The 14631-nt window shown below is 25.0% G+C and carries 11 protein-coding genes; 8 read left to right on the top strand and 3 right to left on the bottom strand.

Going from position 1 to position 14631, the window contains the following annotated elements; genetic code table 11:
- Nucleotides 1-10: 10 nt before the first annotated feature.
- Together ACNSOS_RS07930 and ACNSOS_RS07925 are read right to left on the bottom strand one after the other, a co-directional pair.
- Nucleotides 11-1948 (bottom strand): ankyrin repeat domain-containing protein, encoded by a 1938-nt coding sequence (locus ACNSOS_RS07930; protein WP_418184873.1) that lies wholly within the window; start codon nucleotides 1946-1948, stop codon nucleotides 11-13.
- A gap of 59 nt (nucleotides 1949-2007) precedes the next feature.
- On the bottom strand, nucleotides 2008-3588 hold the full coding sequence (locus ACNSOS_RS07925) for a helicase-related protein (protein WP_418184872.1): 1581 nt from the start codon (nucleotides 3586-3588) through the stop codon (nucleotides 2008-2010).
- Nucleotides 3589-3674: 86 nt separating this feature from the next.
- Between ACNSOS_RS07925 and trmA the strand changes: the two genes are divergently transcribed.
- The 3 genes from trmA to ACNSOS_RS07910 all read left to right on the top strand — a co-directional run bounded on the left by trmA (nucleotide 3675) and on the right by ACNSOS_RS07910 (nucleotide 6864).
- Nucleotides 3675-4799 carry a tRNA (uridine(54)-C5)-methyltransferase TrmA gene (gene trmA, locus ACNSOS_RS07920; RefSeq protein ID WP_418184871.1) on the top strand — a complete coding sequence of 375 codons (1125 nt, stop codon included), beginning with the start codon at nucleotides 3675-3677 and terminating at the stop codon, nucleotides 4797-4799.
- 187 nt (nucleotides 4800-4986) lie between these two features.
- Nucleotides 4987-5838 (top strand): flagellin, encoded by an 852-nt coding sequence (locus tag ACNSOS_RS07915; protein ID WP_418184870.1) that lies wholly within the window; start codon nucleotides 4987-4989, stop codon nucleotides 5836-5838.
- 174 nt (nucleotides 5839-6012) lie between these two features.
- Entirely contained in the window at nucleotides 6013-6864 is an 852-nt protein-coding gene (locus ACNSOS_RS07910) for a flagellin (RefSeq protein ID WP_026804170.1), read from the top strand.
- Between the two features lie 35 nt (nucleotides 6865-6899).
- Here ACNSOS_RS07910 and ACNSOS_RS07905 read toward each other — a convergent pair whose 3' ends face one another.
- Entirely contained in the window at nucleotides 6900-8915 is a 2016-nt protein-coding gene (locus ACNSOS_RS07905; protein WP_418184869.1) for a 6-hydroxymethylpterin diphosphokinase MptE-like protein, read from the bottom strand.
- Between the two features lie 40 nt (nucleotides 8916-8955).
- Here ACNSOS_RS07905 and ACNSOS_RS07900 point away from each other — a divergent pair, with 40 nt between their 5' ends.
- From ACNSOS_RS07900 to ACNSOS_RS07880, 5 genes are read left to right on the top strand one after another with little or no spacing between them, the layout of a single operon-like run.
- Nucleotides 8956-10827 carry a 6-hydroxymethylpterin diphosphokinase MptE-like protein gene (locus tag ACNSOS_RS07900; protein WP_418184868.1) on the top strand — a complete coding sequence of 624 codons (1872 nt, stop codon included), beginning with the start codon at nucleotides 8956-8958 and terminating at the stop codon, nucleotides 10825-10827.
- Entirely contained in the window at nucleotides 10827-11852 is a 1026-nt protein-coding gene (locus ACNSOS_RS07895; RefSeq protein WP_418184867.1) for a hypothetical protein, read from the top strand. Before ACNSOS_RS07900 ends, ACNSOS_RS07895 begins: the two co-directional genes overlap by 1 nt.
- Nucleotides 11849-12868, top strand: coding sequence for a TDP-N-acetylfucosamine:lipid II N-acetylfucosaminyltransferase (locus ACNSOS_RS07890; RefSeq protein ID WP_418184866.1), 1020 nt, complete (start codon nucleotides 11849-11851; stop codon nucleotides 12866-12868). The genes ACNSOS_RS07895 and ACNSOS_RS07890 overlap by 4 nt, the downstream gene beginning before the upstream one ends.
- Nucleotides 12861-13934, top strand: coding sequence for a DegT/DnrJ/EryC1/StrS family aminotransferase (locus ACNSOS_RS07885; RefSeq protein WP_418184865.1), 1074 nt, complete (start codon nucleotides 12861-12863; stop codon nucleotides 13932-13934). The genes ACNSOS_RS07890 and ACNSOS_RS07885 overlap by 8 nt, the downstream gene beginning before the upstream one ends.
- A complete protein-coding gene (locus tag ACNSOS_RS07880) occupies nucleotides 13934-14623 on the top strand; it encodes a WbqC family protein (protein ID WP_418184864.1) in 690 nt (229 codons plus the stop codon). The genes ACNSOS_RS07885 and ACNSOS_RS07880 overlap by 1 nt, the downstream gene beginning before the upstream one ends.
- The last annotated feature ends 8 nt before the right edge of the window (nucleotides 14624-14631 follow it).

Raw genomic sequence — 14631 nt, 5'->3', positions numbered from 1 at the left:
ATAACCTTTTTTAAGCTAAAGCTTCATTTATTTCTTTTTTAAAATTTGTAACAACTTCTGCTAAAGCATTTTGCATTTTAGGATCAGAAATATTTTCAGCAACTAAAAACTTATCTAAAACTTTTTCTTTTGTTTTAAAAAATTGAGCAACTTTTTTATTTTTAACATTGTTATTATACATCAAAATACCAGATGATATTAGCGTAATTACAAGTCTAGTATGTCCTAAAATAGCTGCATAATTTAAAATATTAAACCCACTATTATCAGGTAAATTCATATCAGCACCAGCAGAAATCAACCATCTTGCAATTTGATAATTTCCTTTCCATTGAGTATGATGGAGTGCTGTTCTACCATGATTATCTTGTAGATTTAAATTTGCTTTTTTTACCATTAATTTTTCAACAACAACTAAATCATCAGCAATTACAGCTTTGTGAATTACTGTCTTTCCATCTTTATCTTGAATATTAAGATTTACTCTATATTTTAAAAAATTCTGTAATCTTTTTACAAAATAAGCTTTAAGTGTTCTATCTTCAACTTTCAATCCATCATCAATCATACACATCAAAGGTGTATTTCCATCATAATCTATACAATTTAATTCTATCCCATACTCAACTAAAATATCTAAAATATCAAAGCTATCATAATTTATTAAATCAAATACTAAATTTTTACCATCTACTTGTTTATGATTCAAATTAGCACCTTGAGATAAAACTTTTTTTAGTAATATATCAAATCCTGCATCTTCTTTTACAAACTCACTTAAAGTTGAATTACTTGTTTTTTCACCCTTTGAAATCAAAATTAAATCAATCAAATTTTCAACTATACTTTTAAAAAAGTTATCTCTTTGATTTAAATTTGCTCCTTTTGAAATAAGAAAATCTATAATTTTATTGTTGGAATAACCTTTTAAAATCTCTGTATGGACTAAATTTCTTCCATATTCATCTAATATATTTATATTTGCACCACAATTTATTAAAAATTCTGCTGTTATAAAATTTCTTTTTTCTATCTCTTTTTGTAATACTGTTTTTCCAAATTTATCAGGAGTATCAACTTTAAATCCACCATCAATAATCTGCAAAGCTAAAGATAAATAATCATCTTTTTGAGAAATCAAGCTATATCTTTTATCTTCCAAATCTTTATCATATTTTTGTAAAGTAATAATATAAAATATCTCATCAATAATTGTTTTATCTCTTTGGTCCACAATATTCAAATCTATTCTACGCTGAATTAGATGCTTTAAAACTATTTGATTTTTTTCGCCCTGTAAGATAGTATTGAAAAGAACATTTTGTCCATATTTATCTACTATATTGACATCTATTCCATTTTGGATTAAAGTTAAAGCAATTCTTAAATCATCTTTTAAGATTGCTCTAAAAAGTGCAGTTTGTCCATTTTTATCAACAACATTTATATTTTTAATACTATCTATAACTTTTTTTAAAATATCAATATTACCATTTTCAACAGCATCAAAAAGAACAGTTTCTTCATCATCACTTTTTATATCAAAATCTACATTGTAGTTTAAAAGTATTTGAAAGACTTTTATATTTCCTAAAAGAACATTATCTTGTAAAATAGTCCTTCCTTTAGAATTCTTTCTATTTATATCAAAACCATTTTCAAGCAAAAATCTAACCATCATAAAATCATATTTTTCACAAGCTTCACTTAAGACAGTTTTGCCTAAAGTATCCTCTTTATAGATATCTATACCCAAAGCTAATAGAATTTTTATTGCATCAAATTTTTTTTTGTTAGCTAATTCAAAAAGAACCGTCCTTCCTTTTTCATCAGTAAAATTTATATCTACACCCTTATCGATATATTTTTTAAGCTTATTTACATCAATTTTACTTGACATTAACTCTTTAAAAAAGCTATCTTCATCAGCTTTGAAAAAACTTAACACTAAATTTCCTTATTATATTTTCACATACTTAACAGTCTTTTATTCTAACTAAAAAACTATTAAAACCTTTTTTTATTACTTTTTTGATTTCTATCTCTTCTTTTATCTGATGTTCTATCTTGTTTTTTTGTTCTTTCAGTTTTAAATTTTGGTTTATCTTCAAATCTTTTTTCATCTATTAAAACACCTTTTAATGACTTTTCAATAAAGCTATTAAAATAGTTCCTTAGAATATATGCTTTTTCATTGTCTGGGAAAAGTTCTGGAAATTTATATGAAAGCCAAAGATAAAGAGATATTTTTTTAACTTCATCTTCCACTAAAAGTAAATCTTTTTGAGTTATAGCTTTTTTAGGTAGCGTAATAGAAGGTTTATAATGATTAACCTTTTTTTTGATGATTGTTGCAATATAACTATCAAATGCTTGTAAAATAATAGTAGATTTTGTAGTAATAGGAGCTTGAGCTAAAAGATATTTTTCTTCTAAACTAAGATTTATTTTTGTATCAATTATTTTTGAAGCTTCTAGCATTGAAGAGATATTTGAAGCTATAAAAGGACCTTGAAAGACCATATTTTCAGCAAAAAATTTCAATATTTTTGTCAAAGATTTTGTTTCTATATGACTTGACAAAGCTTCTAATTGATTGTTGTTTATTTTTACTTTAAAAGGTGGTTTTATAGTTTTGATTGGACTTTCAAACTCTTTTGAAATATAACTCAAAACATCTCTTCTAGTTGCTCCTAAATATCCAGCTTCAAAAAGACCAAATCTTCCAGCACGACCAGCTATTTGCACTATTTCATTTACACTTATTTTTCTTTTACTAACTCCATCAAATTTTGTATCAGTTGTAAATAAAATTGTTTTAATTGGAAGATTTAATCCCATACTTATAGCATCCGTTGCTATTAAAATTTGGCTTTTTTTCTCTCTAAATCTTCTCGCTTCATCTCGCCTTACTTCAGGAGACAAATTCCCATATATAACTGAAACAGAGTATTTTTTTTGAAGTTTTTGTTTGAGTTTTAAAACATCACTTCTTGAAAAGGCTATTAAAGCTGTTCCATCTTCAAGTTTATCTAAACTCGTAAATTTGTCCAATACTATCAAAGGAGTTTTTCTTTTATGTCTTATAACTTCTAAATCTTCACCCAAATATTGTGCTATTTTTTTTACAGCTTCAAGAGCATTTACACTTCCAGTCATAATAACTTTTTTTGCTGGAACTCCTATGATTGCATTTACCCAAGCCCAACCTCTATCATTATCTTCAAGCATTTGAACTTCATCAATAACTGCAATATCAATATCTAAATCAAAATCTATCATTTCAATCGTAGAACAAATATGAGAAGCATCTTCATTTAAAATTTGCTCTTCTCCTGTAACCAAAGAAGCATCAATATTTGACTCTTTTAAATCTTCATATCCTTCGAGTGCCAAAAGACGTAAAGGTGCTAGATATAATCCACTATTTGCTTTTTTTAACTCTTGCATAGCATTGTATGTTTTTCCACTATTAGTTGGCCCTACATAAAATTCTAACTTCCTATTTAAACTTCGTGCTAGGGGATAAAGTGTTTTTAAATCACAATTTAATAAATTTTGTAGTTGTTCTTGCCAATTATCTTTCATATCTCATCTTTTTAAAAATTGGAAGATTATATCTACTTTTACCAATATTTTCTTATAATGCAACTTTTAATAAAGGATTAGATTTTATGAATTGCAACTATTTTAGCACTTGTGCTTCCTGTACACTATATGACAAAACTTACGATGAACAACTAAATTATAAAATTCAAAGAGAAAAAATACGATTTGAAAACTTTACAAATTGTGATTTTGATATTATAAAAAGTAGTGAACAAAACTTTAGAAATCGTGCTGAATTTAGAATTTGGTGGGAAAAAGATAAAAAAAATGATAAAGATATTTTATTCTTTGCTATGAATGATTTTAATAAAAATATTTTACAAATAGATGAATGTCAAATGGTAAGTTCTAATATTTCAAATCTTATGCCAAAGATTTTAAATGAACTTCAAAGTGATATGATTTTATCTTTTAGACTTTTTGCTATTGAGTTTTTGAGTAGTTCTACAAACGATATGCTTGTAACTTTGATTTATCACAAAAAACTAGAACAAGATTGGATTGATTTAGCAAAAAAGCTTGAATCAATACTAAATATAAAAATAATTGGAAGAAGTAGAAAACAAAAAATAGTTTTAAGTCATGATTTTATAAATGAAACTTTAAATATAGAAAATAAAGATTTTTTCTTTGCCTATGAAGAAAATGGCTTCACTCAACCAAATACAGCTGTAAATGTGCAGATGATTGAGTGGGTTTTAAAAAATACTTCAAATTCAAAAAAAGATTTATGCGAACTATATTGTGGTGGTGGAAATTTCACTATTCCTCTTTCAACAAAATTTAGAAAAGTCTTAGCAACTGAGATATCAAAAACTTCTATAAAATCAGCTTTGAGAAACTGTAAATTAAATAATATAGAAAATATAGAATTTATAAGAATGAGTGCAGAAGATTTTGTACAAGCTTTAAATAAAGTTAGAGATTTTAATAGACTTAAAAATATAGATTTAGATAGTTATGATTTTGAAACTATTTTTATGGATCCTCCAAGAAGTGGTCTAGATGATACTACTAGAAATTTAGCTAAAAACTTTGAAAATATCATATATATTTCGTGTAATCCTCAAACTTTACATAGAGATTTATTTGAATTGACAAAAACACATAAAATAGTGAAATTTGCCCTATTTGACCAGTTTGCATTTACAGAACATATTGAAAGTGGGGTTATTTTAAAAAAGTTATAATATTTAATCTAAATTTAAGAAAAGTTATATAATAATTCCTTTATAAATTTTAGGGTTGGATGCAATCCGAAGAGTAGAAAGAAATTTCAGACTCTATGCTTGAATCTTTTTCAAGAGACAAGAAGGTTTTAGGCTGAGAATATTTTAAATATTCACAAACTATTTTATAAACTCAAAAGGACACACGATGAGAATTAATACAAATGTATCTTCACTTACAGCTCAAGAAGCAGCAACAAACACAAATAACAGTATAAAACAATCTTTAGAAAAACTTTCTACTGGTTTAAAAATTAATAAAGCTTCAGATGATGCTTCTGGTCTTGCTATTGCAGATAAACTTAGAACTCAAGTTACATCTATAAATCAAGGTATTGCTAACGGTAATTCTGCTGTAACTTTACTACAAATTGCTGATAAATCTATGGATGAGCAATCTAAAATTCTAGATACAGTTAAATCTAAACTTATCCAAGCAAATACTGCTACTACTTCAACAGCAGGTAGAGGAGCTATTTCTAAAGATATTAGTAAACTTTTACAACAACTTGATAATATTGCAAAACAAGTAAACTACAATGGTTTACAACTTTTACAAGCAGATAGAACTTCTGGTGCTAGTGCAAGTGTTGCTCATAGCTTCCAAGTTGGGGAAAAATCTGGTGATACAATATCTATGAAAGCTATTCAAGCAAATACTGCTGGATTAGGGTTAACTGCTCTTAGAAATCTAGATCAAACTGGAACTATCAGTGCAGCTACTGCTGGTACATCACAAGAAACTGTTGATGCTGCTATTACTACATTAAATGCATATAGAGGAGATGTAGGTTCTACTCAAAATCAAGTTGAGTCTGCTGTAAGAAACCTTATGACTCAGTCAACAAATATTAAAGCTGCTGAAGCTATCATCAGAGATGTTGATTATGCTCAAGAATCTGCAAACTTTAATAAATTGAATATCATTTCTCAAGCTGGTTCATATGCTATCAGCCAAGCAAATGCTACTCAACAAAATGTATTAAGACTTTTACAATAATTTAAGTCTTAATTTAGCATTCTCTTTTATTAAAAAGAAGAGGAATTTTTCCTCTTCTTTATTTATTCTATAAAAATTTATTCAATTTAAACTAATTTTATGAATTACTTTGTAATAATAGCCTAAATAATTTATATGTACTTATGTTACATAAATTAAAAACAAGGACTATTTATGAGAATAAATACAAATGTATCTTCACTTACAGCTCAAGAAGCGGCAACGAATACAAACAATAGTATAAAAAATTCACTAGAAAAACTAAGTACAGGATTAAAAATCAATAAAGCTAGCGATGATGCTTCTGGTCTTGCTATTGCAGATAAACTTAGAACTCAAGTTACATCTATAAATCAAGGTGTTGCTAACGGTAATTCTGCTGTAACTTTACTACAAATTGCTGATAAATCTATGGATGAACAATCTAAAATTCTAGATACAGTTAAATCTAAACTTATCCAAGCAAATACTGCTACTACTTCAACAGCAGGTAGAGCATCTATTTCTAAAGATATTAGTAAATTATTAGAGCAACTTGATAATATTGCAAAACAAGTAAACTACAATGGTTTACAACTTTTACAAGCAGATAGAACTTCTGGTGCTGCAGCTACTGCTGGACATAGTTTCCAAGTTGGAGAAAAATCTGATGATATGATATCTATGAAATCTATCAGAGCAAATACAACTGGATTAGGCTTAACTGCTCTTAGAAATCTAGATCAAACTGGAACTATATCTGTAGCTACTGCTGGAAGTTCACAAGAAACTGTTGATGCTGCTATTACTACATTAAATACATATAGAGGAGATGTAGGTTCAACTCAAAATCAAATAGAAAGTGCAGTAAGAAATCTACTTACTCAATCTACAAATATTAAAGCTGCTGAAGCTATCATCAGAGATGTTGATTATGCTCAAGAATCTGCAAACTTTAATAAATTGAACATTATTTCTCAAGCTGGTTCATTTGCAATCAGCCAAGCTAATTCTGTTTCTCAAAATGTTCTTAGACTACTTCAATAGTCTAAGAAATATTATATACCTACTTATTAAAATAGTTATATGATTTTATTTATACAAAAGATATAATCGTTTATTAAATTCTCAACTTGTGTAGTGAAAATATCCTTTATTTTCTCTACTTTTTTATACTCTTGGTTTAATCTTGAATCATTAAAATGATAATTTAAATATGGAATAACCATCTCATAATAATTATGTAAAACTTTATATAAAATTAAAATATCATTATCTTTAATATTTTGCAAGAAATCTAATATTATAGAGTTCAAATCTATATAATTTTTAAAATCATATTCCTTGATAGCATTTAATTGTTCTTTTAAATTTTGTTGTAAAAAAGTTATCTCATCTATAAAAGATTTTTTTCGACTTTCATCTAAACTATCTTTTGAAAACTTTTTTAAATTATTTTGTAAATCAAAATATTTTATATCTATAGTTTTAAAACTTTTTATATCTACTTCTTCCAAATTTAAAGGTATTGTACCTTCAAAATATGCCCCATGTTTCGATAAATTATATATTGTTGTTGATTCATTTTTCAAGATAAGTTTTTGTTCTATATCTTTTATAGAACTATAAAAAAGTTCTATTGTTTTTACCTCTTTTTCAAAATTTCCTTTTACTGTAACTAAACTTTTTCTACTAAAAGATTTCTCTTTATGATTAATATCAACTTTGGATACTCCAGATCCAGCACTATTTGAGTGCGTATATCCAGTTTTTTGATTTAAAGCTAAATCTAATCCAATTAAATAAATATTTTTTATATTTAATTGCAGTAAAATATCTAAAGTTACTTCACCTATACTGTGTCCATCAAAAGCATAATTATTTTTAAAAAATGATTCATAAATTTCAAATATGAAAAGATTCTTTTTATTTAGTTTTTTTAATATTTTTTCATTTGTGATAGCTGATGCAAAGAAAATTGTATGTTTAGAAGATTTTTCTAAAATTTCATTTGAAAATTGAACTCTTTCTAACCATTTTTGTTCATCCAAAGTTGTAACTAAATCTACTCTTATACCTTTATTTAAAAGTTTATTATAAACAGAACCAATAGTAACTATAAAGAATTTATCCTGATTATGATAAATCCAATCTATATTTTCATCCAAAGAAGGACCTGCTGCTAAATATAGAACTGGAGTATCTTTTAAAATCTTTAATTCTTCTTTTAATCTATCAAAAAGTAAAAAATCATAGCCCTCTTTTATACAATTTGTTGTTTTATTTACATAGACATATAATCTTCTTAAGAAATCATATTTTGTAGCTTTCATTGTATTTAATAAAGATATCAAAGTATAGTAATACTTGTCTACATTCGTATTTATATCTATAAATTTTATTAGATAGTTATCAAATCTTCCTATATTTAAAAATAGTGATATTTTTTTCTCAACGTCTAATGTATCATCCATAATTGAAAAGATTACTCCACTGTTTTTTGCTAAAATTGTATAATCTACTGTAAAAAGTGAAAGTCTAAAGATCTCAAGATTTGATTCGAATACCATATATAAAGAAGCATCTATTTTTTGTGCAACTGCTGGAATATGTCGCCCTAAAAAAGTACCAAAAAATATAAATTTTTCTATCTTTTTATATTTTTTTGTTTTATTATCCAAAAAATCATTTAAAGTAAGTGAATACTCATGCAAATAGCTTTGAAGTAAAGAGCCGAATTCGCCTTTAAATTCAAAATTTATATCTATTGTAGGAGAATTTTTATACTCAAAAAAACCTTCTATACTTGAAAAAGACTTAGTATTTTCAAAATCTATCTTTTCTAGCAAGTCACTATTTATTTTTCTAGGATTCTTTCCATAGATATACTGGTTTGTTTGAGTATCTAAAATATCAAAATCACCATTTTCCATAATAAATTCTAAAGCATATCTCTCTACATAAGTACCTTCTTCTATCATTTTTGATAGATTCTCAATTCTATGATAGAGTTCATTATCATATTCACTCAAAAACGCTAAATTTGCTAAAAATGTAGTTGTCAGTGCATTTTGTAGTTGAATTTGTGCTTCTGTCATAAATAACCTTTTTATAATATTGCTTTTATTATACTACTAAATGGATAAAGCAAAGCAAATAGAAGAATTACAAAAAACTCTTAATATAATTTATTTAAATAATATTAATTTTTTAAAAATACATCATTCACAATTATATAAAAAAATAATTGATTTTGAAAAAAATAATAAAGAAAAATATTCTTTAGAATTTATAGATGATGAATTTAAATTAATAGATTTACAAAAAAATCAAAACTTATATAATATTGAGCCCTTTTCTGATTCACTTAATAGGATTAATAGTTTTGAATTTAGCAATGCTTTTACACTTATAAAACTTGAGAATATAGAAAAAAGAAACTACTATGAAAATGAGTTAAATAGCTCTTTATATCTAAATGAATATATACAAAAATTTGGAAATATAAATATAGAAATTAATAAATTTATTTTTATTGGAACATTACTTGGTGTACATATAAATGATTTCCATAAACACTTAAATGCAAAAGTATATTTGATAATTGAACCAAATCTAGAAATATTTAGACTTTCACTTTTTTTATGTGATTATGAAAGTATATCAAAAGAGTCAAAACTATTTTTTGCTATAGATGAAAATAATTTAAATATAAAAAGACTTACAAATGAATTTCTAGAGTATCAATTTGAATTAAATAATCTAATACATTTTGAATTAATAAATGAAGATTATAAGTCAATACTCAATGATTTGAACTCTTACCTTACAGAAAATTCTCAAATGAGATATCCATTTAGTGAATTTATAATAAGTTTAAAAAGAGGATATAAATACTTTTTTGAAGAAGAAATAAATATTATAAATCTTTCAAAAAAATACAATTTCTTAGAAAATAAAAAGATTTTATTCTTGGGAGCTGGAGTATCTTTAGCAAAAAATTTAGAATGGATATATCTAAATCAAGAACAATTCATAATAGTTGCTGCAAGTGCAGTTTTAAAGCATCTTAGAATTTTAAATATTATTCCAGATATTATTTTGGTTATTGATGGGCAAAAAGATGTAATGCTAGAACAATTTAATACAGATGAATTAATGTATAAAAACTCTATTATCTTAGCATCAATAAAACTAGATTATGAACTTTTTAGTACAAAATTAAAAGATACAAATATCTACTTTTTACAAAATGCTCTTGAACTTTTTTCTGGTTTTGGATTTTTAAGTGGAGTTACAGTTGGAGATTTAGGAGTTGATATTTTAGCAAAACTCGGAAGTAGTGAAATTTATCTTTTAGGAATAGATGCTTCAATTGATAATAAAAATGGAAAAACTCATATAGGAACTCATAAATCTTCAAGAAAAGTAAATTTAAATGTAGAAAATTGTGGAGATTTTAAAACAGATATCATTTATGTAAAAGGAAATTTACAAGCCCAAGTTCCTACTTTTAGAGAATATATCGATATGATAGATAGTCTTGAAGAAACAATAAGTATTCATCCTAAGACTAAAATATATAATTTAAGTTCAGGAGCATACTTTAAAGGTTCATTTCCTTTAAAACTAGATCATCTTAATTTTGAGAATATATCTAAAAAATTATTTAAAATTGAGTTTTTAAATAATTTAAATAATATCTCAAAAAGTAATTTAGATAGTTTAGATAAAAATGAAATAAATAAAGAGCAAGAAGTGTTAAAAAAGCTAAATAATTTGGATAAAAATACTTTTTATAAAGAGTTTCAAGTAATTTTTGAAAACTATCCACAATCTATGATTTGTAATATTTTTAATAGATTTTTTAAACTTGTTTTACCATATCACAATATTTTAAAAAATCAAGATATTACAAATAAAATTTTAGAAAAACAAATTGATGAAGTTTTGAATGCTTTTAATACTATATTTGATAAAATAGATATAAATTTTATAAGAGGTAACTAATGACTAGTCCTATACAACCTAATAAAACTTATGGAGTACTTCATACAGAAAGTTTTTTTTCTTTTTTAGGTTTTGCAAAAAAAATAGGTAGTGATGAACCTCAAAAAATCGATGTTTTTTTAGATGACAAACTCATTGATACTATAGAAGCAAATGAGTTTATACAAAAAATCGATGATATGTATGATGTTGAAAGCAAAGCTTTCACATATAATCTACCAGTACAATATATAGGTACAAAAGCTATTATATCTTTTAAAAATCATGACTCTGGTGAAGAACTTCTAAACTCTCCATATACTTTGATAGATAAAAACCATGAAAAGTTCAATGAAGCAAAATTTATGCATAGTTTGAGTGAACCTTTAAGTGAAGAGTTAAAAAATATGTATAAACCAAATTGTGTAGGATTTTTGGCTACTAAGGAGAATTTGGAAGATGAGGAGTTTGTAGAGTACATAAATGAAATAATAAAAGATTTTCCAGAGTATGATTTTAAGGCTTTATATTTTGATAAGAATTCAATAAAAGAGATAAAAAATAAGTTTCAACATAGCAATTTAAATTTAATAGAACTAAAAAGTGTAGAAGATATTTTTAAAAATTTGGAAGTGTATTTAAGCAATTATGAAAAAACATTTAAAGATAGATTTGAAATACCTATTATGAATCTTTTAAGATATAAATCAAATGATATTCTACTATTAACTTTAGGGCTTAGTAGAGATGAAAATCTTACTTTAAGAGAGTTTGAAAATCAAAATAAAGCATATTTCCAAAAACTACTAAATAATCTTGTATATTTAGGTTTTAATAAAGATGATATAGATAAATATGGGAATAGTTTTAATGCAATAAGTTTTAAATCATATAGTGAAAAATATAATATAAATATAAATTTTAATTTAGATGAATCTACTAGAATAGCTTATATTTATTACCATCTAAAATTAGGCTATAAAAATCATATTTATTTTAAAGAAATTATAAATAGAGTAAAAAAATCCATAGAAGTACAAAAATGAATGAAAATAAAATACTACATGTGATGATTCTTGATAAATTTTTAGCTCCATTTATAGATTTTGTAGATGAAAATTTTGGAAGAGATAATCACCACTATGTATTTATCACGAGTGAAAAATATGAATACGGATTAACTCCTGAACACAAAGTAGAGTTTTTACATACAGATGATGATATATTTATAACACTTTTAAAATATATGAAAATGGCAAAAAAAATTATACTTCATGGACTTTGGAGAGACAAAGTTGATATACTGCTCTATTTCAATAAAAAATTACTTAAAAAATGCTATTGGGTTATGTGGGGTGGGGATTTTTATTTTCCTGAAAAACAAACTTGGTTTAGAAATCAAATTATTAAAAATATTCGTAATTTCATAACTTTAAATATATATGATTTTGAATATGTCAAAAACAAATACTTTACATTTGGTACTTTATGGAAATGCCCATTTTATCCAAAGAATCTTTTTAAAGAAATTTCTACGTTTAAGGTTAATCAAAAATTAAAAATTTTAGTTGGAAATTCTGCTACGATTACAAATAGGCATGAAGAAATATTTAATTTACTTACTAATTTAGAAAATAAAGAATTTGAAATCTATTGTCCTTTATCTTATGGAGATAAAATTTATGCAAACAAAATCATACAATTGGGAAAACTTTTATTTAAAAATGATTTTCATCATATTGATACACTATTAACTCCACAAGATTATTTAGATTTTTTAGAAACTATAGACTTAGCAATTTTTAATCATAATAGGCAACAAGGAGGAGGAAATATTATTTCACTTTTAGGCTTAGGAAAAACTGTTTATCTAAATCGGGAAAATAATATGTATGATTTATTCAAAAATATGAATTTAATATTTTATTCTATCGAAGATTTATCAAATGGAATATTGAAATTAATTGACCAAAATGCAAAATTTAATAATATTTCAATAGTTCATGATAATTATTCTGAAAAAGAAAGTTCAAAACAATGGCAAAAAATATTTAATGATTAATGTAACAAAAACTTATCTACCAAATAAAGAAAAATATTTAAAATATATCGATGAGATATATGAAAATGGTTGGATTACAAACAATGGTCCACTAGTTCAAAAACTAGAAAAAAAATTAGCAAAATATCTTGGAGTTAAAAATATTGTATTAGTTGCAAATGGTACAGTTGCTTTGGAAATAGCGTATAGAACATTAGAATTAAAAGGTTTCGCTATAACTACTCCTTTTAGTTTTGTAGCTACAACAAGTTCACTTGTTACAAATCAACTTTTACCTATTTTTGCTGATATAAACCCAAATAGCTTAAATATTGATCCAAGAAAAATAGAAAAGCAAATTACTAAAAATACATCTGCTATAGTTGCTACTCATGTATTTGGAAATCCTTGCAATGTAGAGGATATAAAAAAGATTGCAAAAAAATACAACCTAAAAGTAGTTTATGATGCAGCTCACGCTTTTGATGTAAAATATAAAAATACAAGTGTATTAAACTATGGAGATATTTCAACTCTTAGTTTCCATGCTACAAAACTTTTTCACACTATTGAAGGTGGAGCTTTGATCATAAATGATGATGAGCTTGTGCAAAAAGCTAGATATCTTATTAACTTTGGAATTAAAAATCAAGAAGAGATCCCTCACTTGGGAACAAATGCAAAAATGAATGAATTTGAAGCTGCGATGGGGCTTTGTATTCTTGATGATATAGAAAAGATAAAAGAAAAACGAAAAGTTATTTTGGAAAAGTATAGAAAAGAATTAAAAGATTTAGTTCAATTTCAAAAGCAAAATGCAAATGCAATAGAAAACTACAGTTACTTTCCTGTAGTTTTTAAAAATGAAGAGCAACTTTTAAAAGTACAAAAAGCTTTAAGCAAAAAAGATATATTCCCTAGAAGATATTTTTATCCTTCACTTGATACACTTGATTATATAGAACCAAAACAAGAGTGCAAAATATCAAGAGATATAAGCAAAAGGATACTTTGTTTGCCTATTTATGCAGAACTTGAACAAAACATCCAAGATACTATTATTGAAATAATAAAGGATAATTTATAATGACATTAGCAATAATGCAACCATATCTTTTCCCATATATTGGCTATTGGCAACTTATAAATGCTGTGGACACTTTTGTAATATATGATGATGTAAATTATATAAATAAAGGATACATAAATAGAAACTCTATTTTAGTTGATGGTAAGGCTCAACAGTTTACACTTGAGCTAATAAATGCAAGTCAAAATAAGCTTATAAATGAAATAGAAGTTGGAAACAATAGCAAAAAGCTTTTAAAAACAATAGAGATGGCATATAAAAAGACACCTTATTTCTTTGATATATTTCCAATAATTGAAGCGATATTAAATAATAAAGAAAAAAATTTAGCTAAATTTATTGGTTACTCTTTGGAAGAGATATCAAATTATTTAAAAATTAATATAAAATTTATATACTCAAGCGACATAGGAAAAGAAAATAGCTTAAAAGCTCAAGATAAAATTATAGATATTTGTAAAAAGTTAGAAGCTAGAGTTTATATTAATTCAATAGGTGGACAAGAACTTTACAATAAAGAGAAGTTTAAAGAAGAAAATATAAAATTAAATTTTTTAAAAACACAATTTATTGAATATAAACAATTTAAAAATGATTTTATATCACATTTATCTGTAATAGATATCTTAATGTTTAATAGTGTGATTGAAATTAAACAAATGCTATTCAGATATGAACTGATTTAATAAGGAAT

This window comes from Aliarcobacter vitoriensis, from assembly GCF_048320235.1.
GTDB classification, from domain to species: Bacteria; Campylobacterota; Campylobacteria; order Campylobacterales; family Arcobacteraceae; genus Aliarcobacter; species Aliarcobacter vitoriensis.
This window is presented reverse-complemented; position numbering and strand designations above follow the sequence as displayed.

Bases quoted from the DNA above. Each gene is read 5' to 3' on its own strand.
- ACNSOS_RS07885 (WP_418184865.1), top strand. From the start codon at position 12,861: ATGATTAATGTAACAAAAACTTATCTACCAAATAAAGAAAAATATTTA.
- ACNSOS_RS07915 (WP_418184870.1), top strand. From the start codon at position 4,987: ATGAGAATTAATACAAATGTATCTTCACTTACAGCTCAAGAAGCAGCA.
- ACNSOS_RS07905 (WP_418184869.1), bottom strand. From the start codon at position 8,915: ATGACAGAAGCACAAATTCAACTACAAAATGCACTGACAACTACATTT.
- ACNSOS_RS07925 (WP_418184872.1), bottom strand. From the start codon at position 3,588: ATGAAAGATAATTGGCAAGAACAACTACAAAATTTATTAAATTGTGAT.
- ACNSOS_RS07895 (WP_418184867.1), top strand. From the start codon at position 10,827: ATGACTAGTCCTATACAACCTAATAAAACTTATGGAGTACTTCATACA.
- ACNSOS_RS07900 (WP_418184868.1), top strand. From the start codon at position 8,956: ATGGATAAAGCAAAGCAAATAGAAGAATTACAAAAAACTCTTAATATA.
- ACNSOS_RS07880 (WP_418184864.1), top strand. From the start codon at position 13,934: ATGACATTAGCAATAATGCAACCATATCTTTTCCCATATATTGGCTAT.
- trmA (WP_418184871.1), top strand. From the start codon at position 3,675: ATGAATTGCAACTATTTTAGCACTTGTGCTTCCTGTACACTATATGAC.
- ACNSOS_RS07910 (WP_026804170.1), top strand. From the start codon at position 6,013: ATGAGAATAAATACAAATGTATCTTCACTTACAGCTCAAGAAGCGGCA.
- ACNSOS_RS07890 (WP_418184866.1), top strand. From the start codon at position 11,849: ATGAATGAAAATAAAATACTACATGTGATGATTCTTGATAAATTTTTA.